General features: G+C 70.5%; 23 protein-coding genes and 2 tRNA genes. 11 read left to right on the plus strand and 14 right to left on the minus strand.

The genetic code is table 11. From position 1 onward, the window contains the following. Positions 1 to 71: 71 nt before the first annotated feature. The 8 genes from def to AQJ91_RS32525 form a co-directional block, all read right to left on the minus strand. Positions 72 to 722 (minus strand): peptide deformylase, encoded by a 651-nt coding sequence (gene def, locus AQJ91_RS32490; RefSeq protein WP_067028701.1) that lies wholly within the window; start codon positions 720 to 722, stop codon positions 72 to 74. A 76-nt stretch (positions 723 to 798) separates the two neighbouring features. Then, positions 799 to 1,779 carry a tetratricopeptide repeat protein gene (locus tag AQJ91_RS32495; protein WP_067028704.1) on the minus strand — a complete coding sequence of 327 codons (981 nt, stop codon included), beginning with the start codon at positions 1,777 to 1,779 and terminating at the stop codon, positions 799 to 801. Between the two features lie 105 nt (positions 1,780 to 1,884). After that, positions 1,885 to 3,117 (minus strand): HD-GYP domain-containing protein, encoded by a 1,233-nt coding sequence (locus AQJ91_RS32500; RefSeq protein ID WP_067028707.1) that lies wholly within the window; start codon positions 3,115 to 3,117, stop codon positions 1,885 to 1,887. After that, positions 3,114 to 4,448, minus strand: a complete 1,335-nt coding sequence (locus AQJ91_RS32505) for an HD-GYP domain-containing protein (protein ID WP_067028710.1) — start codon at positions 4,446 to 4,448, stop codon at positions 3,114 to 3,116. The genes AQJ91_RS32500 and AQJ91_RS32505 overlap by 4 nt, the downstream gene beginning before the upstream one ends. 125 nt (positions 4,449 to 4,573) lie before the next feature. Further along, a complete protein-coding gene (rsrA, locus tag AQJ91_RS32510; protein WP_067028713.1) occupies positions 4,574 to 4,876 on the minus strand; it encodes a mycothiol system anti-sigma-R factor in 303 nt (100 codons plus the stop codon). Next, the gene (gene sigR / locus AQJ91_RS32515) at positions 4,873 to 5,559 is read right to left on the minus strand and encodes an RNA polymerase sigma factor SigR (protein WP_067028716.1); all 687 of its coding nucleotides are present in this window, start codon (positions 5,557 to 5,559) and stop codon (positions 4,873 to 4,875) included. The genes rsrA and sigR overlap by 4 nt, the downstream gene beginning before the upstream one ends. 278 nt (positions 5,560 to 5,837) lie before the next feature. Next, a complete protein-coding gene (locus AQJ91_RS32520; RefSeq protein WP_067028918.1) occupies positions 5,838 to 6,482 on the minus strand; it encodes an alpha/beta hydrolase family protein in 645 nt (214 codons plus the stop codon). Positions 6,483 to 6,495: 13 nt separating this feature from the next. Continuing rightward, positions 6,496 to 7,311: an SOS response-associated peptidase gene (locus AQJ91_RS32525; protein WP_079085374.1), complete on the minus strand. Its 816-nt coding sequence runs from the start codon at positions 7,309 to 7,311 to the stop codon at positions 6,496 to 6,498. 50 nt (positions 7,312 to 7,361) lie between these two features. On the opposite strand from AQJ91_RS32525, the gene AQJ91_RS32530 reads away from it, so the two are divergent. The 4 genes from AQJ91_RS32530 (at position 7,362) to AQJ91_RS32545 (ending at position 10,990) form a co-directional block, all read left to right on the plus strand. After that, positions 7,362 to 8,084: a M50 family metallopeptidase gene (locus AQJ91_RS32530; protein WP_067028722.1), complete on the plus strand. Its 723-nt coding sequence runs from the start codon at positions 7,362 to 7,364 to the stop codon at positions 8,082 to 8,084. A gap of 113 nt (positions 8,085 to 8,197) precedes the next feature. Next, positions 8,198 to 9,517 carry a 3-phosphoshikimate 1-carboxyvinyltransferase gene (aroA, locus tag AQJ91_RS32535; RefSeq protein WP_067028725.1) on the plus strand — a complete coding sequence of 440 codons (1,320 nt, stop codon included), beginning with the start codon at positions 8,198 to 8,200 and terminating at the stop codon, positions 9,515 to 9,517. Positions 9,518 to 9,535: 18 nt separating this feature from the next. Then, the gene (gene rsgA / locus AQJ91_RS32540; protein ID WP_067028728.1) at positions 9,536 to 10,546 is read left to right on the plus strand and encodes a ribosome small subunit-dependent GTPase A; all 1,011 of its coding nucleotides are present in this window, start codon (positions 9,536 to 9,538) and stop codon (positions 10,544 to 10,546) included. Positions 10,547 to 10,666: 120 nt separating this feature from the next. Then, positions 10,667 to 10,990, plus strand: a complete 324-nt coding sequence (locus AQJ91_RS32545; protein ID WP_067028730.1) for a DMT family transporter — start codon at positions 10,667 to 10,669, stop codon at positions 10,988 to 10,990. A gap of 4 nt (positions 10,991 to 10,994) precedes the next feature. Here AQJ91_RS32545 and AQJ91_RS32550 read toward each other — a convergent pair whose 3' ends face one another. Continuing rightward, entirely contained in the window at positions 10,995 to 11,606 is a 612-nt protein-coding gene (locus AQJ91_RS32550; protein WP_067028733.1) for a TetR/AcrR family transcriptional regulator, read from the minus strand. 641 nt (positions 11,607 to 12,247) lie between these two features. On the opposite strand from AQJ91_RS32550, the gene hisN reads away from it, so the two are divergent. Continuing rightward, complete coding sequence (gene hisN / locus AQJ91_RS32555) at positions 12,248 to 13,048, plus strand: histidinol-phosphatase (protein WP_067028735.1); 801 nt, start codon at positions 12,248 to 12,250, stop codon at positions 13,046 to 13,048. A gap of 111 nt (positions 13,049 to 13,159) precedes the next feature. Then, positions 13,160 to 13,552 (plus strand): CBS domain-containing protein, encoded by a 393-nt coding sequence (locus AQJ91_RS32560; RefSeq protein WP_067028737.1) that lies wholly within the window; start codon positions 13,160 to 13,162, stop codon positions 13,550 to 13,552. On the opposite strand, the gene AQJ91_RS54670 is transcribed toward AQJ91_RS32560, so the two are convergent. Further along, positions 13,509 to 13,769 (minus strand): hypothetical protein, encoded by a 261-nt coding sequence (locus AQJ91_RS54670; RefSeq protein ID WP_199848080.1) that lies wholly within the window; start codon positions 13,767 to 13,769, stop codon positions 13,509 to 13,511. The two genes, AQJ91_RS32560 and AQJ91_RS54670, sit on opposite strands and share 44 nt — an antisense overlap. Positions 13,770 to 13,875: 106 nt before the next feature. On the opposite strand from AQJ91_RS54670, the gene AQJ91_RS32570 reads away from it, so the two are divergent. The 4 genes from AQJ91_RS32570 (at position 13,876) to AQJ91_RS32585 (ending at position 17,241) form a co-directional block, all read left to right on the plus strand. Then, entirely contained in the window at positions 13,876 to 14,292 is a 417-nt protein-coding gene (locus tag AQJ91_RS32570) for a Fur family transcriptional regulator (RefSeq protein ID WP_067028743.1), read from the plus strand. 137 nt (positions 14,293 to 14,429) lie between these two features. Continuing rightward, positions 14,430 to 15,245, plus strand: coding sequence for an ABC transporter ATP-binding protein (locus tag AQJ91_RS32575; RefSeq protein ID WP_067028747.1), 816 nt, complete (start codon positions 14,430 to 14,432; stop codon positions 15,243 to 15,245). Beyond that, a complete protein-coding gene (locus AQJ91_RS32580) occupies positions 15,242 to 16,108 on the plus strand; it encodes an ABC transporter permease (RefSeq protein ID WP_067028750.1) in 867 nt (288 codons plus the stop codon). The genes AQJ91_RS32575 and AQJ91_RS32580 overlap by 4 nt, the downstream gene beginning before the upstream one ends. After that, entirely contained in the window at positions 16,105 to 17,241 is a 1,137-nt protein-coding gene (locus AQJ91_RS32585; RefSeq protein WP_067028753.1) for an ABC transporter substrate-binding protein, read from the plus strand. Before AQJ91_RS32580 ends, AQJ91_RS32585 begins: the two co-directional genes overlap by 4 nt. 58 nt (positions 17,242 to 17,299) lie before the next feature. Here AQJ91_RS32585 and AQJ91_RS32590 read toward each other — a convergent pair. The 4 genes from AQJ91_RS32590 to AQJ91_RS32605 all read right to left on the minus strand — a co-directional run bounded on the left by AQJ91_RS32590 (position 17,300) and on the right by AQJ91_RS32605 (position 22,591). Beyond that, a tRNA-Met gene (locus AQJ91_RS32590) sits at positions 17,300 to 17,373 on the minus strand. 80 nt (positions 17,374 to 17,453) lie between these two features. Continuing rightward, positions 17,454 to 19,334: a tetratricopeptide repeat protein gene (locus AQJ91_RS32595; RefSeq protein ID WP_067028756.1), complete on the minus strand. Its 1,881-nt coding sequence runs from the start codon at positions 19,332 to 19,334 to the stop codon at positions 17,454 to 17,456. A 206-nt stretch (positions 19,335 to 19,540) separates the two neighbouring features. After that, a tRNA-Met gene (locus AQJ91_RS32600) sits at positions 19,541 to 19,614 on the minus strand. Positions 19,615 to 19,657: 43 nt separating this feature from the next. Further along, entirely contained in the window at positions 19,658 to 22,591 is a 2,934-nt protein-coding gene (locus tag AQJ91_RS32605; RefSeq protein WP_079085386.1) for a UPF0182 family membrane protein, read from the minus strand. 164 nt (positions 22,592 to 22,755) lie between these two features. Here AQJ91_RS32605 and AQJ91_RS32610 point away from each other — a divergent pair, with 164 nt between their 5' ends. Continuing rightward, complete coding sequence (locus tag AQJ91_RS32610) at positions 22,756 to 23,298, plus strand: PPA1309 family protein (protein ID WP_067028761.1); 543 nt, start codon at positions 22,756 to 22,758, stop codon at positions 23,296 to 23,298. Positions 23,299 to 23,309 lie beyond the last annotated feature (11 nt).

Below are 23,309 nucleotides of genomic sequence, written 5' to 3' on the forward strand. Positions count from 1 at the left end.
GACGGACAGACGAACGACGCCTGGTCAGGGTGGGGATCCTGAACAGACGCCGTGCGTGCGGGACTTGTGGGTCAGTCGTTGGCGACCACGGGGTAGCGGGGCTCGTTCTCGGCCATCTGCCGCAGCGCGTCCTTGCGCTCGCGCTTGGAGAGCCGGTCGATGTAGAGGTACCCGTACAGGTGGTCGGTCTCGTGCTGCAAACACCGAGCGAAGTAGCCGGTGCCGCGCACCTTGATCGCGTTGCCCTTCTCGTCCTGCCCGGTCACCTCGGCGTAGTCCGGACGAGCCAGGGCCGCGTACGCGGTCGGCACCGACAGACAGCCCTCGTTGCTGTCGTCCAGGCGGCGCTCGTCGGCGGGCAGCTCGACCAGCTTGGGGTTGCAGACCACGCCGACGTGCCGGACGCCCTGGTCGTCCATGCAGTCGTAGACGAAGACCTTCAGGTCGACGCCGATCTGGTTGGCGGCCAGGCCCACGCCCTCGGCGGTGCGCTGCGAGGCGAACATGTCCGCCACCAGCTGGTCCAGCTCCGCACCGAACTCGGTGACGTCCTTGCACTCCCTGTGGAGCACCGGGTTCCCGACGACCGTGATCGGCCGCGAGGCGCCACGCGCCCGCCAGGCGTTCTCGCGCTCCTCCGTCTCCTCCGTGTCGTTGACGAAGCCCTCGTCGTCCACGGGGAGCACGCCCACGTGCTGCTGATCGGTGTCCTGCTGCGCCATGACCGACGTATGCCTTCCTGCAACCATGAGAAATTCTGCGAGTACAGCCTAAAGGGAGCTGTCGGGCAGGAAGCGCTCAGCAAACCTCTTCGAGGTCCCGCCAGTCCCGGGAGTCCGGGCTGTCCGCGACCCATCCGTCCAGCAGCCCCCGTACGAGCGAGGCCGGCGCCGCGACGCCACACTCCCGCTCCGGCACCCACAGCTGCCCGTCGGTCCGATGCCCGAGCGGCCCGGGATGCCCCGGCTCACTGTGATCGTGCGGATCGAGATGCTCCCCGTCACCCTCGTCCGACGGCATCCGCGACTCAGAACACATCCGGCACAGCAACCGCACCGACGAAGACCAGTCCTCCGCAGCGAACCCGGCATCAGCAGCCAGCTGCTCCAACGCATCCCGGTCCGCCTCGGTGGCAGCCTCCAACAGCACCACCCACGTCGGCACCGGCGACGGAGCCCACAACTCGATCTCGTCGAAGACGGGATAGGCGTGCCCGGCGGAGGTGGTCCGCTCACCGTGCGGCACCCCGTCGTGCAGGACGACCTCACCCCAGCGCCGCCCGGACGACGGCAGCGGAATCGACAGCACCTCGATCCGCGCGGGATCCAGCCGGCGCCCCCACACGACCTCGGCCTCCCCCTCCGGGGACAGCCGTACGGCCGCGCTGCCGAGGTCCATCCCGACGGGTTCACCCGCCTCGGTGGCACCGCCCGGCACCCGCAGCCCGTAGGCCTGCCAGGCCCGCCGGGCCAGCGGCCAGTCCTGCAGGGCGGTCGCGGCGATCCCGACGTTCCACCAGTCGGGCGCCCCGGTCTCCCGGTCGAGCAGCGCGACGGCGCGCAGCCCGGCGGCCCGGGCCTGCTCCCAGTCGTGCCGGAACTTGTGGAGGAGGGCGAGGTTGAACCAGGACTCGGACAGCCAGGGCTCCAGGTCGGCGGCCCGCGTCAGCAGCGCGCCCGCGTCCTCGTACCGACCGTCGCCGATCAGCGTGAACGCACGGTCGGTGGCCTGCCGCCAGGAGGCGGAGGGCCGGTGCCGTCCCTTGCCGAAGATCCTCACGATTCCCGCCTGCCAGTTCCGTGGAGTGGGCTGGCTCATGCCCCCGGACACCCTCTCCCTCGCATCCAACCACGTACGCCTGGAGGGGCGCTCATTACCCATGGGTTACCCAGCCGAAGGCAGGGTCAGACAGTCCCTCGACAGCACTCTGGCCAGCGACTCCACTACCTCCGGCGCGTAGTCCCCGGCAGTGCCGAGCCGCAGCTCCTCGAGTGCCTTGAGGGGCCCGCCGGGTCCGGCGTCGCGCACCTTCTCCTCGTAGGCGTTCACGGCCCGGACGATCCGTGCGGCCACGGGCTGTTCCCGGCTGGGATCGGCCAGCCGCTCCACGACCGCCGCCACCTGTGAGTTCACCCCGGTCTGCCGTACGACGGCGCCGCCGAGCAGCGCGATCCGCCGCTGTTCCTCGGTGGGCAGGGCGGCGGTGGCTCCGGCGGGGACCGGGTCGACGAGGCTGAGCTGGCCGATGTCGTGCATGAGGGCGGCGTACTCCAGGACGGTGAGTTCGGCCCCGGACAGCCCCAGGTCCCGTCCGACGGCCCGACTGAGCGCGGCCACCCGGCGGGCGTGCCCGGCCGGGGTGTATCCGGCGATCTCGGTGGCCCGGGCGAGGGAGGCGATGGTCTGCCGGTAGGTGGTCCGGACGGCGGCGTACCGCCGGAAGGACATCTGGGTGAGCAGCAGCGGCAGCGAGAAGACGGGCACCGCCCACAGCCCCACGACGGCCACCGCGAGCGCCATCACCGCGCCGGTCGCGCAGACGGCCGACCCGATGCCGAGGACGGCCCGCAGCTCGTCCCGCAGCAGCGGTCCGAAGGGCCACCGGGTCCGGGCGTGCGCGAGGGCGGCGGCGAGCACGGCGTCGCACAGGGCGGTGAGGGCGAGGATCGCGAGCAGCAGGAGCGCGTAGGCGGCGCCCCAGCCGCCGAACGTGCCCTGGTTGTAGAGGGGCTGGAAGCAGACGGCGGCGAAGCCGACGGTGAGGACGCGCCGGGCGAGATGGTCGAGCGTGGGGCGTCCGCGCGCCAGGTGCGGCACGCTGCCGAGCAGCGCGGCGGCGAGGACGACGGCGACGACCTGGAGGACGCCGTGGTGGGTGGCCTGCCCGCCGTTCGCTCCGAGCAGGGCGTACGACAGCGCCCCGGCGGCCCCGAGCGGCGCGGCCTCCCTGACCTGGGCGCCGGTCCACCGGGTGAGCTCGCCGACGGTGACGAGGACGCCGAAGGCGAGGGCGGCGCCGCGTTCGTCGAGGCCGTTCCAGAGGGTGCCGAGGAGGGAGACGGTGGCGAGGAGCGCGGCGGAGGCGTGGATGAGGGTGCGGATGGGAGACGCCCTCATCGGTGGACCTCGGGACGGCTCGGAACAGCGGGGGCCGGCGGGCGTGCCTCGTCGGCCGTGACCGCCGGATGCCACCCGCACCGCTGTACGACCCGCACCAGCGCCGCCACCATCCGCGGATCGAACTGCGCCCCCGCGCACCGTTCCAGCTCCTGCAACGCAGCGGGAACGGGCCGGGCCCTGCTGTAGGACCGCGTCGACGTCATCGCGTCGAACGCGTCCGCGACCGCCACCACCCGCGCCGACTCCGGGATCTGGCCCCCGAGCAGCCCGTACGGGTACCCGGTCCCGTCCAGCCGCTCGTGGTGGTGCAGTACGGCCGCCCGGGCCTCGCCGAGGAAGGAGATGCCCCGCACCATCTCGTGCCCGTACTCGGGGTGCAGCTCGATGACCCGGCGTTCCTCGGGCGTCAGCGGCCCGTCCTTGCGGAGCAGCCGGGTGGGCACGCCCAGTTTTCCCACGTCGTGCAGGATCCCGGCGAACCGCAGCACCTCGACGCGTTCGTCGTCCATGCCCAGCTCGCGCGCGATCATCATGGAGGCCTGTCCGACCCGCTCGCTGTGCCCGCGGGTGTAGCCGTCCTTGATGTCGACGGCCTGGACGAGCGCCCGGATGGTCGCCTGGTGGGCGGCCCGTTCCCGGTGGTACTGGCCGAACACCCACCAGGACACACACATCGGCAGCAGCACGAGCAGCGCGGCGACGGGTCCGTACGGGCTGCGCCACAGCACGGCCATCATCAGCCCGGCCAGCCCGTGCACGGCGACCGGCGCGAGCGACCGCGCGAACAGCCCCCGCCGGGCCCGCCGCCCGGGCACCCTCCCCCGCTGTCCCAAAGGCGCGGGAGGTGCCCCCACGGCGAGCGCCAGAATTCCGCCGTCGAGCACGGCCAGCACCAGGCAGAACGCCAGCACCGCACCCCCGGCCGGCACCAGCGCGTACGGAAAGTCGGACGCGACCACGGCATCCCGCCCGTCCAGCGCCCAGTGCACGCGCGAGGCCGCCCACACGCCGACGGCGAGCTGCGCCGCCCGCCACAACCGCCGTAGCCGGCGCGGCCGTTGCCCGACCGGCGACAGCAGCGCACCCAGCACCGCGACGAGCACGGCGGCGGGCGGTGGCAGCAGAAAGGCCCCGGCCAGCAGCACGGGATAGAAGGGGCCGGCGAACCGCCCCCGGGCGGCGACCTGCTCGCCCGCGGCATACAGCGCGGCGAGGAGTGCGACCGCCCACCAGGGCGTACGGGCCGAGGACAGGGGCAGCAGACCGAGCGCGGCCCCGAGGACGACACAGGCGACGTACACACGTGCCCGCGCCGGTAGCGCCTCCATGACGTCCCTCCCGCCCCTGCCTGCTCGGCTTTCGGGAGCCTAGGGCGAGGGGAGGGGGACCCGCGGGCTTATGGCCCGCGGTTTAGCACGTTCGAGTGACGACAACCCGTTCCAGGGAAGGAAGTTCAGGACTCCTGCGGCGTGGCGGTGACGTCGTGCTCCGGCACCGTCTGCCCGGAGCGGATCAGGTCGAGCCGCCCCAGGACCTTGGCACGCAGGTCGGTCGGTACGTCGTCGTGACCGCAGCACCGCTTGACCAGCTTCTTCACTGCCTCTTCCAGGCCGTACTTCTCCAGGCACGGCGAGCACTCCCGGAAGTGCTGCTTGTACTTGTCGCGATCGACGTCCGGCATCTCACTGTCGAGGAACTCGTAGAGATGATCGAGTACCTCACTGCAGTCCGTCTCGTGCGGCTCTCCGCAGCTCATGAGCCCGAGCCTTTCGCTTCGTTCGACTCTCCGGCGCCGGCCGGGACCAGTCCGCGCTCGCGGGCGTAGTCCTCGAGCATGCCGCGCAGTTGACGGCGGCCCCGGTGCAGCCGGGACATCACCGTACCGATGGGTGTCCCCATGATGTCCGCGATCTCCTTGTACGCAAAGCCCTCTACGTCGGCGAGGTACACAGCGATGCGGAATTCCTCGGGGATCGCCTGAAGTGCTTCCTTCACGTCCGAGTCGGGCAGGTGATCGAGCGCCTGCGACTCGGCGGAGCGCAGACCCGTCGACATGTGCGACTCGGCGCGCGCCAGCTGCCAGTCCTCGATCTCCTCGGCCGCGGAGCGCTGGGGTTCGCGCTGCTTCTTGCGGTACGAGTTGATGAAGGTGTTGGTGAGGATCCGGTACAGCCACGCCTTGAGGTTGGTGCCCTCACGGAACTGGTGGAAGGACGCGTACGCCTTGGCGTACGTCTCCTGCACCAGGTCCTCGGCGTCGGCCGGATTGCGCGTCATGCGCAGGGCCGCCGAGTACATCTGGTCGAGGAACTCGAGCGCGTCCCTCTCGAAGCGCGCGGTGCGCTCGGCGGTCGACTCCGTGCTCGTGCTGCCCTGGCCCTCGGGCTGCTCCGCCTGGCCGTGTTCGGTCCCTGCGTCGGTACCGGGAACCGGACCCACCTCCTCAAGATTCCGGGTGGCGTCGAGACCGATGCCACCTGAATCGGAGAATAGACGACCTTCGGTCGGGGCGTGGTGGCGATCCGGTCCGCCCGCCGCCCAAACAGGTGCGGTCCTGGCCGCGTGCAGCACCGTCCAGTCCAGGTCAGTGCTGCTGCTGCGGCTCGGGCAGATGGTCGAACCCATGCGGCGGACTTCCTCTCCTACGACGTCGGTGCTGCGCGTTCAGCACTTCTGTCCGCCACAACAGAGGGGACCGCCGCATCATTCCCGAACCTTTACCCGAGTGATCCGGCCCACGTGACAACACTCTCGGTGATGATCGCGAGCGCCCGACCCTGATCCAACGGCGCCCTCTTCGGCACGGCGAAGCCATGATCACCGTAGGGCACCTCGACGAGTTCGTACGCCCCGTCCGGGAACTCCTCCGGCTTCCCGAAGGGATCGTTGCCGCCCTGCACGACGAGCGTCGGCACGCCGGCGCCGAGCAGTTCCTCGGCGCGTGACTTCTCGGGCCTGCCCGGCGGATGCAGCGGGAAGCCGAGGGCGAGCACGGCACGGGCGCCCAGTTCGACGGCCGTGCGGCAGGCGACGCGGGCCCCGGCACTCCGACCGCCGGAGATCACGGGCAACCCGGGCTTGGCGAGCGCGGGCCACAGCCCCCGCCATCCCACGTCCAGGGACTTCGGCGCGGGCGCCAGCTTCTTCCCGGCCACCCGCCAGGGCTGCTCGACGAGGGCGACGGTCACGCCGTGTGCCGGCAGCACCCGGGCGAGCGCCTGGAGGTCCCGCACCTCGATCCCGCCGCCGGCGCCATGGCTGACAGCAAGGACCAGCCTGGCCTTCTTGGCGGGGTGCCAGGTGATGCGAGCGGTCCCCGCGTCCGTCTCGACGCTCTCGATGGTCACGTTCGTTACTTTCATCACGTTCGTCACGTCAGAAGAGTGTGCCCTCTTCGGGGCCCTCCAGCTCCTTCAGCAGCTCCGGGCCGTTGTTGCGGACGTTGCTGACCGCCGTGGACACCGGATACGCACGCATCAGCCCGGGCGGCGGCGGGGCGAGCAGCTCGCGCAGGTCGTCGAGGTCCGTGCGGGACGGGTCGAGCCAGGAGTCCCAGCGGTCGGGGGTGAGCATCAGCGGCATCCGGGGATGGATGTCGGCCAGCACATGCGGCCCGTCTGCCGGCGCGACCGCCAGCGGCGTCTTCTCCGCCTCGGTCGTGATGACGGAGCACGTCACCCACCAGGCCTGCGGATGGTCGTCGGGCAGGGTCCTGTCGCGCCAGAACTCGTACAGCCCCGCCATCGCGAACACCGACCCGTCGGCGGGCAGCACGAAGTACGGCTGCTTGCGCGGCCTCTTCTTCTTGCCCTCGACCTCCAGGTCCCGCTCCTGCGTGCCGGTGACCCACTCGTAGTAGCCGTCGGCGGGGATGACGCAGCGCCGGGAGGTGAAGGCCCGACGGTAGGACGGCTTCTCGTGGACGGTCTCGGCACGCGCGTTGATCATGCGGGCCGCGCCCTCGGGGGTCTTGGACCAGCTGGGCACCAGGCCCCACCTGAGCTTCCGCAGCTGGCGAACCGGCTGAGGGTCGTCGGCGTCTTTGAGGGGACGGTCGAGGACCGCGTAGACCTCTTTGGTCGGAGCCACGTTGTAGTCGGGCGCCAGGGCCTCCTCGGGCTCCCACTTGTCGATCCCAAAGATTCCTGCGAGATCCTCGGGCCTACGACTCGATGCATACCGTCCGCACATACGTGCCACACTGCCAGATTCGACGAGACCTACGGGAGCCACTGCCGAACATGCACACCACCGCATCCGACTCGCTCGCCTCCCTCTGGGACGAGGTCTTCGGCAGCCAGCCCGACCCCGACCTGTGGGTGGTGATCGCGACCCTCGTCGCCTCCCTCGCCGTCGTCGCCCCGCCCACCGTGTGGCGCATCTCCCGCAACGCCATCACCATCGCCCACGAGGGCGGCCACGGCCTGATCGCGCTGCTCACCGGCCGCCAGCTCACCGGCATACGCCTCCACTCGGACACCAGCGGTCTCACCGTGAGCCGCGGCAAGCCGCACGGCCTCGGCATGATCCTCACCGCCGCCGCCGGTTACACCGCTCCCCCGCTCCTCGGCCTGGGCGGCGCCGCCCTGCTGGCCGCCGGCCACATCACCGCGCTGCTGTGGCTGGCGACGGCGCTGCTGGTGGCGATGCTGGTGATGATCCGCAACGCGTACGGCGCCCTGACGGTGGTCCTCACCGGCGGCACGTTCGTGGTGGTGTCCTGGCTGACCGGCCCCCAGGTACAGGCGGCGTTCGCGTACGCGGTGGTGTGGTTCCTGTTGGTCGGCGGGGTACGCCCGGCGTTCGAACTCCAGGCGAAGCGGTCGCGGGGAGGGGCGGGCGATTCGGACGCGGACCAGTTGTCAAGGCTGACGCATGTGCCGGCGGGGATGTGGCTGTTCCTGTTTCACGCGGTGAGCCTGTGCTCGTTGATAGGCGGCGGTCGCTGGTTGCTGGAGGTCTGAATCACGCCCCTTCAGGGTCGCGGGACCGTATCGACGTGCGGCTCCGCCGCGTGGGCGCGACCAGCCACAACGGGCCCGCACCCGAAACACAGCCTCCTTATACAGTGGAACCCATGGCCCCGAACCCCGCCGCAGACACCGCCCTCTGGCCCGCCCCGCACGCGAGCGGAGCCGTCGACGCGACGGTCCACGTGCCCGGGTCCAAGTCGGTCACCAACCGAGCCCTGGTCCTCGCAGCCCTCGCCTCCGAGCCCGGCTGGCTGCGCCGCCCCCTCCGCTCCCGCGACACCCTCCTGATGGCCGGCGCCCTGCGCGCGATGGGTGTGGCCATCGAGGAGGGCGTCGGCCCCGACGGCACCGGCGAGGCCTGGCGTGTACTCCCCACGGGCCTGCGGGGCCCCGCCACCGTCGATGTCGGCAACGCCGGCACGGTGATGCGCTTCCTGCCGCCCGTCGCCGCGCTCGCCGACGGCCCCATCCGCTTCGACGGCGACCCGAGGTCGTACGAGCGTCCCCTGCACGGCGTGATCGACGCGCTGCGCGTCCTGGGTGCCCGCATCGACGACGACGGCCGGGGTGCGCTGCCGCTGACGGTCCACGGCGGCGGCGCTCTCGACGGCGGCCCGGTGGAGATCGACGCCTCGTCCTCGTCCCAGTTCGTGAGCGCCCTGCTGCTCTCCGGCCCGCGCTTCAACCAGGGCGTCGAGGTCCGCCACGTGGGCTCCGCGCTGCCCTCCATGCCGCACATCCGGATGACCGTCGACATGCTGCGCGCGGTCGGCGCCCAGGTGGACACCCCGGAGTCGGGCGGTGAGCCGAACGTCTGGCGGGTGACGCCGGGCGCCCTGCTGGGCCGGGACCTGACGATCGAGCCGGACCTGTCCAACGCCCAGCCGTTCCTGGCGGCGGCCCTGGTGACCAGCGGCAAGGTGCTGATCCCGGACTGGCCGGCCCGTACCACCCAGCCCGGTGACCGGCTGCGCGAGATCTTCACCGAGATGGGCGGTTCCTGCGAACTGACCGACTACGGCCTGGAATTCACCGGTTCGGGTGCGATCCACGGCATCGACGTGGACCTGAGCGAGGTCGGCGAGCTGACCCCCGGCATCGCGGCGGTGGCCGCCCTGGCCGACTCTCCGTCCACGCTCCGCGGCGTCTCCCATCTACGCCTGCACGAGACGGACCGGCTGGCCGCGCTCACCAAGGAGATCAACGAACTCGGCGGTGACGTCACCGAGACCGCCGACGGCCTGCACATCCGCCCGCGCGCACTGCACAGCGGCGTCTTCCACACGTACGAGGACCACCGTATGGCGACGGCCGGCGCGATCATCGGCCTCGCGGTCGAGGGCGTGCAGATCGAGAACGTGGCGACGACGGCGAAGACCCTCCCGGACTTCCCCGCTCTGTGGACCGGGATGCTCGAGGCGTAGAGACACGGGGATACAGTCATGCGCCGCTACGGCAAGCACACCGACGAGGACGACATCCGCTCCCGCCCGAACCGCAAGGGCAACCGGCCCCGGACGAACATCCGGCCCAAGCACGAGGACGCCGCCGAGGGCATGGTCCTCACCGTCGACCGCGGCCGCCTCACCTGCCTCGTCGACGAGCGGATCGTGATGGCGATGAAGGCCCGCGAGCTGGGCCGCAAGGCGGCGGTCGTGGGCGACCGGGTGGCCATCGTCGGCGATCTGTCCGGCGACAAGGACACCCTCGCCCGGATCGTCCGCATCGCGGAGCGGAAGTCGGTGCTCCGCCGCACCGCGGACGACGACGACCCGTTCGAGCGCGTGGTGGTCGCCAACGCCGACCAGCTGGCGATCGTCACGGCCCTCGCCGACCCCGAGCCGCGCCCGCGCCTGATCGACCGCTGTCTGGTGGCGGCGTTCGACGGCGGCCTCACCCCACTGCTGGTGCTGACGAAGTCGGACCTCGCCCAGCCCGACAAGATGCTGGAGCTGTACGGCCACCTGGACATCCCGTACGTCGTCACCAGCCGTGAGGAGCTGGAGAACGGCGACGCGGCGGACCGCGTACGCGAACAACTCGACGGCAAGATCACGGCGTTCGTCGGCCACTCGGGTGTCGGCAAGACGACCTTGGTGAACGCGCTGGTGCCGAAGGACCGCCGCCGGGTGACCGGCCATGTGAACGCGGTGACGGGCCGCGGCCGCCACACCACCACGTCGGCCCTGGCGCTCCCCCTGGCGGAGCCGGACAGCTGGGTCGTCGACACCCCGGGCGTGCGGTCCTTCGGCCTGCACCATGTGGATCCGTCCCGGGTGATCCACGCGTTCCCGGACCTGGAACCGGGAACCGAAGGCTGTCCGCGTGCGTGCAGTCATGACGAGCCCGACTGCGCGCTCGACGAGTGGGTGGCCGAAGGTCACGCGGACCCGGCGCGGCTCTACTCCCTGCGCCGGCTGCTGGCCACACGGGAGCGCAGGGAAGGCGACTGACCTCCGCCTTGTTTGCCTTCGTGCGGGTCCGGTAAGGGCATAATCGCACCGAGCCGGATCCAGGCCCGAACAAAGCCAGACGAAGCGGTCACTGAACGTGGGGATGCGGGAGGACAGCACATGGCGTGGCTGCTGGTCATCATGGCGGGGTTGCTCGAAACCGGCTTCGCGGTCTCTCTGAAGCTGTCGCACGGTTTCACGAGACTCTGGCCCACCATCGCCTTCTGCGTCTTCGCGCTCGGCAGCTTCGGCCTGCTGACCCTGGCCCTGAGGAAGCTGGACGTGGGCCCGGCGTACGCCGTGTGGACGGGGATCGGCGCCGCGGGCACCGCGATCTACGGGATGATCTTCCTCGGCGACCTCGTCTCGACGCTGAAGATCGTCTCGATCAGCCTGGTGATCGTGGGGGTCGTCGGGCTGCAGCTCTCCGGCTCCGCGCACTGAGGGCTCAGTTCACCAACTGGCGGTGCAGTGCGCCCCGTACGAGATCGGCGACGCCATCCTCGCCGGGCGGGGCCGCGACACAGGACAGGGCGAGCCGTACGACGAGTTCGCACGAGCGCGCGAGATCGGCGCTGTCGGACTTGTTGGCCCCCGGCCCGGACAGCGCGGTCACGGCACGGTCCCGCACGATGGCCACGAAGTCGCCCGGCGACGGCAACGGCCCGTCCGCCCGCCGCTGCGCCGGCACCGCCGAGGAGGACGGTACGGCGGACAGCGTCGGTGAGGGCAGGCGCTCGCTCCAGCAGCCGGTGAGCATGGCCCGCACGAGGGCGTTCTCGCGGGCGGTCGAGGCGGTCCACTCGGCGGTGGCGGTGAGCCGCTCCCGGGGATCACTGTGCGTGCCGAGCGCCCGCTCCACGCCGGCGAGATAACCGTCGGCCGCTCTCCTGACCAGCGCCCTGGCCAGCCCCTCCTTGCTCCCGAACTCGTTGTACAGCGTCTGCCGGGACACCCCGGCCGCCGCGGCGACATCCACCATCCGCACGGCAGACCAAGGCCGACGCGCCAGCGCCGTATAAGCGGCATCCAGCAGGGACTCCCGCGCTGCAGGCATCATCGCCTCCCTGGGCGAGCGGCTCTGCGCCCAGATTTGACGCGTGCGCGAGCACTGTCAAGGGTTCGCGAGGGCACACAGGGGCGCCTTTCGACAGGGATGCGCGGGGGCACGGCCGCGAGGCCGCAGGCAGCCGGCCATCAAGCGGGTGGTGTCCCGTGGCGTGGTGTGGTCATGCGGACCGCGCGGCTCCGCTCGGCTCGCCGGGGGAAGGCGCCGGCCGGCCCTCCGCCCAGCCGTCCGCGCCACTCACAGGCGGCTACGCCCCAATCCCGCGCGGCACCGGGCACGCAGCTGCGCTGACCTGCCTGGTCACGGACTCCGCGCCGCCACACCACTTCGCGGGACGCCACCATCAAGCGCCGGGCATCCGCACCGCCGCGACCGCAGACAGCCGTCAGCCTGCGGGCAGCCGGGCCACGGAGGGCGCCCAGTTGCGAGCAGCCGCATCGCTGAAGCCGTACGCCCCCACACCCGCCCGGCCGCGGGCAATCGTGCCGCTTGGGGCGGCGCCCGTCCCAAAGCAGGCGGCACCCCGTCAGCGCCGGGCCGCGCGCCCCACCCCGCCCCGACACCAACCCCGCACACTCTTGATCCCGAGGCCCGGTAGCCCCACCCCAACCACGACAGATACCGTTCCCTACATGCCCGACTACCTCGACGACCTCCGCCTCGCCCACGTCCTCGCGGACAACGCCGACGCGGTCACCATGGCCCGCTTCAAGGCCCTCGACCTCAAGGTCGAGACGAAGCCGGACATGACCCCGGTGAGCGAGGCGGACAAGGCCGCCGAGGAACTCATCCGCGGCCAGCTCCAGCGCGCCCGCCCGAGAGACGCGATCCTCGGCGAGGAGTACGGCATCGAGGGCACCGGCCCCCGCCGCTGGGTCATCGACCCGATCGACGGCACCAAGAACTACGTCCGCGGCGTCCCCGTCTGGGCCACCCTGATCTCCCTGATGGAGGCGGGCGAGGGCGGCTACCAGCCCGTCGTCGGCGTCGTCTCCGCCCCTGCCCTGAGCCGCCGCTGGTGGGCCGCGAAGGGCCACGGCGCCTTCACCGGCCGCAGCCTGTCCTCCGCGACCCGCCTGCACGTCTCCGGCGTCTCGAAGCTGACGGACGCCTCCTTCGCGTACTCCTCGCTCACCGGCTGGGACGACCAGGGCCGCCTCGGCGGCTTCCTGGACCTGACCCGCGAGGTGTGGCGCACGCGCGCGTACGGCGACTTCTGGCCGTACATGATGGTCGCCGAGGGCTCGGTGGACCTCTGCGCCGAACCGGAACTCTCCCTGTGGGACATGGCCGCCACCGCGATCGTCGTCACCGAGGCCGGCGGCACCTTCACCGGCCTCGACGGCCGCCCGGGCCCGCACAGCGGCAACGCGGCCGCGTCGAACGGCCTGCTGCACGACGAGTTCCTGGGGTATCTCAACCAACGCTACTGAGCGCCCCCTTGTTGGCCACCTCTTTGCCTGCCACTCTGAGAGTGCCCCCACTTGTGAATTTGTGAAACAATGAACAAACGGTGGGGTTACTACAGGAGGTGGCTCCATCCCATGCTCGTCCGCGACGCCATGAGCACGGTGGTCCTCACCATCGGCCCCGACCACACCCTCCGCCAGTCCGCCGCCCTGATGTCCGCCCGCCGAATCGGCGCGGCCGTCGTCCTCGACCCCGACGCCGGCGGCATCGGCATCCTCACCGAACGCGACATCCTCAACTCCGTAGGCCTGGGCCAGAGCCCGGACACGGAGCGTGCCCACGCCCACACCACCACGGACGTCGTGTTCGCCGCCCCGACCTGGACCCTGGAGGAGGCGGCCCACGCCATGGCGCACGGCGGCTTCCGTCATCTCATCGTCCTCGACCACGACGAGCCGGTCGGCATCGTCTCGGTCCGCGACATCATCCGCTGCTGGGCCCCGATGCGTCAGCACGCGCCCGCCTGAACAGACCGGCGGGCCGAACCCCCTCGATGGCCTTGATGACCTCGACGAGGGAGTCCGGCCCGCCGCAACGACAAGCGATCCAGTGCTGATTCAGCCACGCAGGGCCTGGACGGCGGCCTCCCAGCCGCTTGCCGAAGTCTTCGCCCGCCTGGCGGAAGTTGCCGATCGCGCGCTCGGCGATGTCATCGCGCGAGACCTTGGCGATGAAGCCCGCCACGTGCGCCTCCTGCGACATTCCTATATTAGACTTCATCTAAGTCAAGCAGAGCTCCAATCTAACACCTGGTCGCGACCTGGTCGCCCTTGCTGTTAGGCTGGTGCGTATGAGTGACCTTCTGGAACGGCTGCGCGGGCGCGGATGGCGGATGACCGCGCAGCGGCGCGTCGTGGCCGAGGTCCTCGACGGCGAGCACGTCCACCTGACGGCCGACGAGGTCCACTCGCGGGCTGTCGCCAAGCTGCCCGAGATCTCCCGGGCGACCGTCTACAACACGCTGGGTGAGCTGGTCTCCCTCGGCGAGGTGCTCGAGGTCGCCACGGACAAGCGCGCGAAGCGCTACGACCCGAACGCCCACACTCCGCACCACCACCTGGTCTGCGCCCAGTGCGGCGCGATCCGCGACGTCCACCCGACGGGCAACCCGCTGGCCGACCTCCCCGACAGCGAGCGCTTCGGCTTCACGGTCTCGGACGTCGAGGTGACATACCGCGGCGTCTGCCCGAACTGTGCGGCGGCGTAAGCGTTCCCCCTAGCCCCGGCCCCTCTTGCATGGGCGCCGGGGCTTCGTGCTGTCTGCGGGCTTCCTGAATCTGACAGACCGTCATATGGTCAACGGCACCCACCAGTCCGTCCGTTCCGCACTCCGCGAGGAGCCCCGTGGGAGAGCCAGCACCGGCACCTGGAGAGCCGTACCCGAAACTCAAGGCCCACGACCTGACCCGCGTCTTCGGCCGAACCCCCCACACGGTCGACGCCCTCGGCCCCCTGGATCTCAGCGTCGCCCCGGGCGAGTTCGTCTGCCTGGTAGGCCCCTCGGGCTGCGGCAAGTCCACGCTCCTGCGCATAGCGGCGGGCCTGCTCCGCCCCAGCACGGGCACCCTGGAGATCCGTACGTCGCTGCGGCCTGATATGCGGCTCCGCCGCGTGGCGCGCCCAGCGGCGATGATCTTCCAGGACTACGGCATCTACGACTGGAAGACGGTCCGCGCGAACGTCCGCTTCGGCCTGGACATCCAACGCGTCCCCCGCCGCTCGGCGAACGCCCGCGCCGACGAGTGGCTGGCCCGCATGGGCCTGTCCGACTTCGCCCACGCCTACCCGGCGACCCTCTCGGGCGGCATGCGTCAACGGGTGGCGATAGCCAGAGCCCTGGCGGTGGAACCCGAACTCCTCCTGATGGACGAGCCGTTCGCGGCCCTGGACGCCCAGCTCCGCACGATCCTCCAGGACGAGCTGCTGGACCTCACCCAGACGACCCGCACGACCACCCTGTTCATCACCCACAGCCTGGAAGAGGCGATCGTCCTCGGCGACCGGGTCCTCGTGATGTCCGCCCGCCCGGGCCGCATCATCGCCGAACACCACCCGCCGTTCCCCCGCCCACGCACCGGCGACATCCGCGCCACCCCCGCGTTCACGTCCCTGAAGAGCGAGTTGTGGGACCTGCTCAGGAAGGAGGCGGCACCAGCATGACCACCCTCTCCGAACCCCCGCCCGAGACCCTCCTGATCCGGCGCCCGGGCCCCCAGGAACTCCACCCCGCCCGCACCCACCACCGCCGCCGCCGAGCCCTGGAGCTGACCCTCGCGGCAGCGGTCCCCGTTGCCCTGGTCCTCCTCTGGCAACTGGCCGCGACCCGGGCCTGGATCGACGACCGTGTCTACCCGGCCCCCTCCACGATCCTCGCCGACGGCTGGGACCGGGCGGCGGCGGGCGACCTGTGGCCGGACGTGTGGGCCACGCTGAAACGCGTCCTGGCGGGCTACGCGATCGGCACGGCGACGGGCTACGCCCTGGGCCTCCTGATGGGCTCCCTGTCCCTGGTACGAGCGGCCCTGGAACCGCTCCTGGACGCCCTGTACGTCGTACCGAAACTGGCCCTGCTGCCGATCTTCCTGAACATGTTCGGCCTGGGCGAGGGCCCGCAGGTGGCGCTGGTGGCGGCGACGGTCTTCTTCTTCGTCTGGATCTCGACGATGTCGGCGGTGATGTCCGTCCCCGACGGCCACCGGGACGCGGGCCGGGTCTTCGGCGCCTCACCGTGGCAGATGTTCCACCACGTGCTGCTGCCGGCGTCGCTGCCGCAGGTCCTGGTGGGCGCGCGGATAGCCGCGGGCGTGGCGGTCCTGGTGATCGTCGCCTCGGAACAGATCGCCGCGACGAACGGTCTGGGCCACCTGATCTTCGACTCGCGCGCCCTGTTCCAGAACGACGTGATGTTCGTGGGCATCGTCTGCGTGGCCGCCCTAGGGGTGATCTTCTCCGAACTGGTCCGCCTGCTGGGCCGCGTGCTCACCCCCTGGGCCCCGAGGGACCGAGGAAGGGGCCAGTCATGAGAAGAAGCCTCGGATACGCCGTAGCGGCCGCCCTCCTGACGTCGGCGGCCTGCTCGTCACCCCAGGACGGCGATACGACGTCGAAGGCGGCGGCGGAGAAACGCACGGTCCGCCCGGTGGCCGGCTGCGACGCCCGCTCCTGGACGAACCCGGCGGACCTGTCCCCCACTCGCACCCCGGCCCGCTGCTCCCCCGGCGCCCCGGCTCCACTGCCCCTCTCCGAGCCCCGCGAACTGACGATCGCGACGGGCACACTGAGCGCGGAGTACGTGGCCCCTCTCCAAGTGGCCCTCGACAAGGGCGAGTTCAAGAAGGAGGGCCTGGACGTCACTCTCAAGGTCCTCCCCACCCCGGACGCCCTCCCCCTCCTCGCCAAGGGCGACATGGACGCCCTGTGGGCGGCCCCCGAGGCGGCCGTCATGAACGGCATCAAGGGCGGCTTCGACATCAAGTGGGTCGCGGGGAACTTCTCACCCGACCCGAAGTCGAAGAGCGGCCTGTGGGTGAAGCTGCGGAACGGCGAAACCGCGGGCCGGGCCCCGATGGCCGGCCGCAAGCTCGGCACGATGATCGGCAAGGGCTCGGTCATCGCGTACCCCATGGAAAAGGCCCTGGAAACCCACGACGGTGGCCTGGCCGACATCCAGTACCAGCAACTGGGCTCGGCCGACGTCCTCACGGCTCTCCAGAACGGCGGTGTCGACTCGGCCTGGCTCCTGGACCCGGTCTGGCGCAAGGTGGACGGCGAGCCTGGCTACGCCTTCCTGGGCGGCCAGCCGCTGGGCGAGCCCTTGGGCGGCATGCTGTACGGCCGCACGCTGCTGGCCGACGACGTGGACGCGGGGGTGGCACTCCTCCGTGCGTACATCCGGACGCTGAACACGTACTTCCCGCCGGACTACAAACAGAACGCGACCTTCGTCGCATACCTGGCCGAACTCCTCAAGGCAGACGAGCAGATCCTCAGCTCGACCCCGTCCCTCCGCATGGACTGGGAGATCCGCGAGGGCACGACGACCCGCCTCCAGTCGGCATACGACGCCCAGGGTGTGACGGAGGGCACCCCGCTGCCGGAGTCGAAGACGGTGAACCGCGCCTTGTACGAGGAGGCGGTGGGCCACGGAAACCCCTGAGAGGACCTGAAAACACCTGAGGCCGGAACCCTTTCGGATTCCGGCCTCAGATCTTCAGTAGCGGGGACAGGATTTGAACCTGCGACCTCTGGGTTATGAGCCCAGCGAGCTACCGAGCTGCTCCACCCCGCGTCGATGAACTGAACGTTACGTCAGTGACGTGGGAAGAAGCAAATCAGCTACCTGTACACCCAGCACCACCGACGGCACAGTCACGCCGACAGTTCCTCCCGAAGCGCGTCCCGCAACCGAGCCGCCCTCTCCGCAACCTCCCCCGGCCCCAAGGACACGGCCCGATCAGCCCACCGCTGCCCTTCCGCCAGCTCGCCGCGACGCGCGTAGAGCAGGGCAAGCCGCAACGCCGCCCGCGCATGCCCCGCATCCGCCGCCCGGGTCCACCACACGGCAGCCTCCGGCTCGCTCCCCTCCCGGGCCAGCAGCAGCCCCAGATTGAACGCCCCGTTCCGAGACCCGGCCTCGGCGGCCGCCCGGTACCACCGAGCCGCCTCCACGACATCGCCCCGCGCAGCGGCAAGCATCCCCACCCGCACCTGCGCCCGCCGATGCCCCTGCGAAGCCGCCCGCTCGTACCACTCCTCACACTCGGTCTTCTCGTGCACCGCCTCGCCCAGCTCATGCGCCGGCGCCGGCGGCCGCCGGGCATCCAGCACGGTCGCCAGCCGATACGCCGCCTCCGCACTGCCGCCCCCCGCCGCACACCGCAGATGCCGCTCAGCGGCGAGTTCGTCGCCGTCCCGCAGCCGCGCGATCCCGACCTGCAACGCCGCCTCCGTATGCCCGGCGGCCGCAGCGCGCTCGTACCACCGCAGCGCGACCACGTCCTCGCCCCGCCCCGCGAACAGGATCCCGAGGTTGAACGCCGCGTCGACGCTCCCGGCCTCCGCGGCCTTGGAGAACCACGGCTCCGCCCCGCCCGCGTCCCCGCTCTGCAGCAGCAGGATCGCCAGCGCGTTCGCCGCTTCCCGGTGCCCGGCGTACGCCGCCCGCCGGTACCACTGCTCGGCCTGCGCGGTACGCCCCTGCTCGGCGCAGAGCAGCCCGAGGTTGTACGCGCCGTTCACGTCCCCGGCATCCATCGCGGCCCGGTACCACCGCTCGGCGGTCTGCGTCTCGCCGCGCTCGGCGTGCAGCGCGCCCAGCGCGTTCGCCGCGTTGCCGTCGCCGTCCTGCGCGGCCCGCAGCCACCACACGGCGGCGCTCTCGGTGTCGCCCGCGTCCCGCAGCAGGAACCCGAGCGCGCAGGCGGCCCGTGCCTCGCCGTCCTTGGCGGACGTCAGATACCAGCGCCCGGCCTCCTTGAGCTCCCCGCGCTTCTCCAGGATCGCCCCGAGGTGCAGCGCGGCCCGCCGGTGTCCGCGCGCGGCGGCCTGCCGGTACCACTGCTCGGCCTCTTCCAGCCCTTCGACGCCGTCGTCGGCCCCGGTCTCGCCGGCGCGCGGCGCGTCCCGGTCGAGCGCCCGCGCCAGCCGGTACGCCGCCTCCCGGTGCCCTCGCTCCGCCGCGGCCCGCATCCACGGCGCGGCCCCGCCGTCACCGCGGTGTTCGAGCAGATCGGCGAGCGCGTACGCGCCCAGCGCATGCCCCTGCTCGGCGGACTGCCGCAGCCAGTACTCGGCGGCGGGCTCGTCGCCGCGCTCACGGTGGTGCCGGCCCAGCGCATGGGCGGCCGCGGCCGAGCCGGCGACGGCGGCGATCCGCCACCATCCGGCGGCGTCGTCGGCGTACCCGCGCTGATGGAGAAGGACTCCGAGGTTGTTGGCGGCGGCCCGGTCGCCGGCCGCGGTGGCAGCCCGCAGATGGGGTTCGGCTCCGTCGAGATCACCGCGGCGCAGCAGCATGGCCCCGAGGACGCTCATCGCCTCGGCGTCACCGGCCTCGGCGGCGAGCCGCCGGCGTGCCTCCTCGGCGGCCTCGCCGGTCTCGTCCCGGTCCGTGGTCTGCGAGAGGTCCCCCGCCGGCTCCAAGGCGTCGCCGACCGGCTGCACGAAATCGCCCGTCGGCTGCGAAAAGTCGGCAGGCTGCACAAACCGCCCTGTCTCCAACAGAGTTGCCTTGTCCCCCATAACGTCCATCGTCGCACCACCTGCAACCTGGGTACACCTGGTATACCGCAGCCATTGAGGTCACTTCAGCGTTTTGTCGACATGCCCACAGAGAGACAAGTCAAACACAGTTTTGCCAACTCCCCACGACGGCGCGGCCATCCGACCCTCCGGCACATGCGTTCGCACATCACGAAGGCCCGGATCCTCGTAAGGATCCGGGCCTTCGTCTGCAGTAGCGGGGACAGGATTTGAACCTGCGACCTCTGGGTTATGAGCCCAGCGAGCTACCGAGCTGCTCCACCCCGCGCCGTTGTTCTGCAACCGTATCACGGCGCGGGGTGGTCATTTGATCAGCCTCCCGGACTGCCCGTCGGGCTCGGAGTCGGGCTCGGACTGGCGCCGGGACTGCTGCCGGTCTTGTCCTCCTCCGCCTGCGCGTCCTCGGCCCGCTGGAGCGCCTCCTGAAGGTCCTCCTGCGCCTTGCCGTACGCCTCCCAGTCACCCTTCTTCAGGGCTTCCTGGCCGGCGTCGAACGCCTTCTGGGCGTCGTTCAGCGCTTCTTGGACCGTGGGGTCGGTGGTCGTCGGCGGTGGCGTCGTGGTGTCATCGCCGTCGTCCTCCGGTGGCTCGGGGGTCGTCCCCTCCGCTCCGAAGACCTTGGTCAGGGCTTCGTCGAGGGTGTCCTCGAAGGCGGTGCTGCCGCCGTAGGTCACCAACACCTTCCGCAGCAGCGGGTACTTGAGGCCGCCACCGCGGACGTAGACGGGCTCCACATACAGCAGTCCGCCGTCCAGTGGCACCGCCAGCAGGTTGCCGTACTCGACCTCCGAGTCACCGCCGCTCAGGAGTCTGATGGTCTCGGCGATGTCCTGTTCGGAGTTGAACTGGCTCTGCACCTGTTTGGGCCCGTTGACCGTGGTGTTCGTCGGCAGCTTCAGCACTCTGATCTTGCCGTAGTCGCTGGTGCCCGCCTCGGCGTCGACCGCCATGAAGGCGCTGAGGTTGTCACGGCCGTTCGGTGTGAACGTCGTCGTCAGCGAGAACACCTGGGACTTCTGGTCGGGCATCTTCATGCTCAGGTAGTACGGCGGCACCGCGTTGCCCGACTTGTTGGTCGGGTCGTCCGGCACCTGCCACACCTCGCTGCCGCTGAGGAACGTCTGCGCGTCGTTCACGTGGTAGCGGCTGAGCAGCTCGCGCTGGACCTTGAACAGGTCCTGCGGGTACCGCAGATGGGACATGAGGTCGCCGGAGATGTCGCCCTTCGGCTCCACCGTGCCCGGGAACGCCTTCATCCAGGTCTTCAGGACCGGGTCCTGGGTGTCCCACTGGTAGAGCTTGACCTCACCGGTGTAGGCGTCGACCGTCGCCTTCACCGAGTTGCGGATGTAGTTGACCTGGTTCTGCTGGGCCACCACCGCGCGCGAGTTGTTGGTCGCGGTCAGCGAGTCGGCCGTGGTGTCACCGAGGGTCGTACGGGAGGCGTACGGGTAGCCGTTGGTGGTCGTGTACGCGTCGACGATCCACTGGATCTTGCCGCCCACGACCGCCGGGTAGGCGTCGCCGTCGATGGTCAGCCAGGGAGCGACCGCCTCGACGCGCTCCTTCGGAGTGCGGTTGTAGAGGATCCGCGAACCCTCGCCGATCGCCCCGGAGTAGAGGATCTGCGGCTCGCTGAACGCCACCGCGTACGCGGCCCGGTTGACCGGGCTGGAGAGGTTGACCCCGCTGTCGCCTTCGTAGCTGTAGGTCTTCTCACCGCTGTCGTCGGAGTAGTCGATCTCCTTCTGGGGACCGCCGACGATCGAGTACGTGTTGGTCTTCTCGCCGTAGTAGACCCGCTGCTGGTACGTGCCGAGGTCGCCCTTGGACGGCAGGTCGGACTCGGTGAAGACCGGGCGGCCCTGGCTGTCGACCGAGGTGCCCTCGGCTGCGACGGCGCCGTACCCGTGGGTGTAGCGGAAGTGGTCGTTGATCCAGTTGTTCTTCGGAATGCCGTCGAGGTTCAGCTCTCGCAGACCGATGACCGTGTCTTGATCCTTGCCGTCCTTGCTGTACCGGTCGACGTCCAGGTTGGTCGGGAACCCGTAGTAGTTCCTGATCTGCTGGAGCTGCTGGAACGTCGGCGAGACGATGTTCGGGTCCATGATGCGGATACTCGCCGTGGAGCCGACTTCGTCGCGCAGCTCGGTCTTGTCGTCGGTGGCGCTCGTACCCGGGTACTCGGTGACCTTGGCGTCGTCGATGCCGTAGGCCTCGCGCGTCGCCTTGAGGTTCTTGGTCACATACGGCGCTTCCTTGGCCTGCTCGTTGGGCTGGACCTGGAACTTCTGGACGATCGCCGGGTACAGACCGCCGATGAGGATCGCCGAGAGCACCATCAGACCGAAGCCGATGACCGGCAGCTGCCAGGTGCGCCGCCACAGGGTGGCGAAGAACAGCACCGCGCAGATGACGGCGATGCAGAACAGGATCGTCTTGGCCGGCAGATAGGCGTTGGCGTCGACGTACCTGAGGCCCGTCCAGTTGTCCGTCGCCTTGAAGTCACTGGACTTGACCGCGAGTCCGTACCGGTCGAGCCAGTACGCGACCGCCTTCAGGGTGACGAAGATGCCCAGCAGCACCGACAGATGCCCGGTCGCCGCGGCGGTGGCGCGCGCGCCCGGGCTGGTGACGCGCAGCCCGCCGTACAGGTAGTGGGTGAGCGCGGCGGCGATCACGGAGAGGATCGCGGCGGCGAAGCCGAAGCCGAGCAGGAACCGGTACCAGGGCAGGTCGAACGCGAAGAACGACACGTCGAGGTGGAACTGGGGGTCCTTCTGTCCGAAGGACACACCGTTGACCCACATCAGCCAGGTCCGCCACTGACTGGACGCCGAGGCGCCGGCGATCAGCCCCACCAGGGCGGTGATCCCGAGCAGCAGCCACTTCTTGTACGGCGCGATGCCCATGCGGTAGCGGTCGAGGCTCTGCTGCTCCATCGACATGGCGCTCAACGGCGGACGCAGCCGGTGCGCCAGCCAGATGTTGAAGCCGACCGCGACGGCCATCAGCAGACCGAAGACGAAGAAGAGCCCGATCTTCGTCCATAGAGTGGTCGTGAAGACGGACGAGTAGTTCACCGACCGGTACCAGAGCCAGTCCGTCCAGAACCCGGCGAACATGGTGAAAACCATGCCGAGAACGGCAAGGACGCCCAGCGTCATGAGCAGGGTCCGGACACGCCTGGACGGGCGGCCCACTCTGATCCGTGGCCCCGTCGGGCCTCCGCCGCGGTCCGGCATCTGGAAAGCCAAGGTGCGCACCTCGAAGTTCGCTGTCGATCCGTCAGGCCCTCGTGTTCTCGGGCCGTCCGGGGGGCCTCGTGATCGTAGGCCCACACCTATGCAACTTACTCACGGTTTACTCGGTTCCCGATTCCGGTCGGGAACGAGGCAGGATTGTGACCATGTCCAACACTCCCATGGCGGCGAGCCCGCTCACCCGGGCCGTACTCGAGATCGACGAGTACGTCTCCGGCCTCGGCTGGGACCAGCCCGCCCGCCTTTTCGCCCTCGTAGACACCGCACGGCTGCAGGCCCAGGAACCCGGCCTCGCCGCCCAGCTCGGCCTGGGGGACGAGCAGGAGTCCTCCGGCCTGACCCCGATCGAGCAGGACGAGATTCCAACGGGCAAGCCGCTCGATGAGTTCCTCGCCACGATCGCGTGGCCCGACGCGGTGGTCGGCTGCGCGCTCGCGGTGGAGCGTCTGATGCTGCCGCCGTCCGCCGAGGCCCAGGTCCCGCAGGGGCTGAACGGGGCCAAGCTGACGCAGTGGGTGGCGGACCATCCCGAGCGCCAGGAGGTCCGGATGACGGTCGCGGTCCTGCGCGACGGCGCCCGCGAGTCGGCCCTCCGCCTGCGCGAGAAAGACACCCCGACGGAGGTCCTCACAGGCCCGGACCTGGTTCCGGGTCTGGCAGAGGCACTGTCGGCGACGTTCGCGGACTGAGGTCTTCCGGT

Source organism: Streptomyces dysideae (genome assembly GCF_001514305.1).
Taxonomy (GTDB): Bacteria; Actinomycetota; Actinomycetes; order Streptomycetales; family Streptomycetaceae; genus Streptomyces; species Streptomyces dysideae.

Excerpts from the sequence above, each read along its gene's own strand:
- def (WP_067028701.1), bottom strand. The coding sequence starts at position 722 with ATGGCGCAGCAGGACACCGATCAGCAGCACGTGGGCGTGCTCCCCGTG.
- AQJ91_RS32500 (WP_067028707.1), bottom strand. The coding sequence starts at position 3,117 with ATGAGGGCGTCTCCCATCCGCACCCTCATCCACGCCTCCGCCGCGCTC.
- AQJ91_RS32505 (WP_067028710.1), bottom strand. The coding sequence starts at position 4,448 with ATGGAGGCGCTACCGGCGCGGGCACGTGTGTACGTCGCCTGTGTCGTC.
- rsrA (WP_067028713.1), bottom strand. The coding sequence starts at position 4,876 with ATGAGCTGCGGAGAGCCGCACGAGACGGACTGCAGTGAGGTACTCGAT.
- AQJ91_RS32520 (WP_067028918.1), bottom strand. The coding sequence starts at position 6,482 with ATGAAAGTAACGAACGTGACCATCGAGAGCGTCGAGACGGACGCGGGG.
- AQJ91_RS32525 (WP_079085374.1), bottom strand. The coding sequence starts at position 7,311 with ATGTGCGGACGGTATGCATCGAGTCGTAGGCCCGAGGATCTCGCAGGA.
- AQJ91_RS32530 (WP_067028722.1), top strand. The coding sequence starts at position 7,362 with ATGCACACCACCGCATCCGACTCGCTCGCCTCCCTCTGGGACGAGGTC.
- aroA (WP_067028725.1), top strand. The coding sequence starts at position 8,198 with ATGGCCCCGAACCCCGCCGCAGACACCGCCCTCTGGCCCGCCCCGCAC.
- rsgA (WP_067028728.1), top strand. The coding sequence starts at position 9,536 with ATGCGCCGCTACGGCAAGCACACCGACGAGGACGACATCCGCTCCCGC.
- AQJ91_RS32545 (WP_067028730.1), top strand. The coding sequence starts at position 10,667 with ATGGCGTGGCTGCTGGTCATCATGGCGGGGTTGCTCGAAACCGGCTTC.
- AQJ91_RS32550 (WP_067028733.1), bottom strand. The coding sequence starts at position 11,606 with ATGATGCCTGCAGCGCGGGAGTCCCTGCTGGATGCCGCTTATACGGCG.
- hisN (WP_067028735.1), top strand. The coding sequence starts at position 12,248 with ATGCCCGACTACCTCGACGACCTCCGCCTCGCCCACGTCCTCGCGGAC.
- AQJ91_RS32560 (WP_067028737.1), top strand. The coding sequence starts at position 13,160 with ATGCTCGTCCGCGACGCCATGAGCACGGTGGTCCTCACCATCGGCCCC.
- AQJ91_RS32570 (WP_067028743.1), top strand. The coding sequence starts at position 13,876 with ATGAGTGACCTTCTGGAACGGCTGCGCGGGCGCGGATGGCGGATGACC.
- AQJ91_RS32580 (WP_067028750.1), top strand. The coding sequence starts at position 15,242 with ATGACCACCCTCTCCGAACCCCCGCCCGAGACCCTCCTGATCCGGCGC.
- AQJ91_RS32585 (WP_067028753.1), top strand. The coding sequence starts at position 16,105 with ATGAGAAGAAGCCTCGGATACGCCGTAGCGGCCGCCCTCCTGACGTCG.
- AQJ91_RS32595 (WP_067028756.1), bottom strand. The coding sequence starts at position 19,334 with ATGGACGTTATGGGGGACAAGGCAACTCTGTTGGAGACAGGGCGGTTT.
- AQJ91_RS32605 (WP_079085386.1), bottom strand. The coding sequence starts at position 22,591 with ATGCCGGACCGCGGCGGAGGCCCGACGGGGCCACGGATCAGAGTGGGC.
- AQJ91_RS32610 (WP_067028761.1), top strand. The coding sequence starts at position 22,756 with ATGTCCAACACTCCCATGGCGGCGAGCCCGCTCACCCGGGCCGTACTC.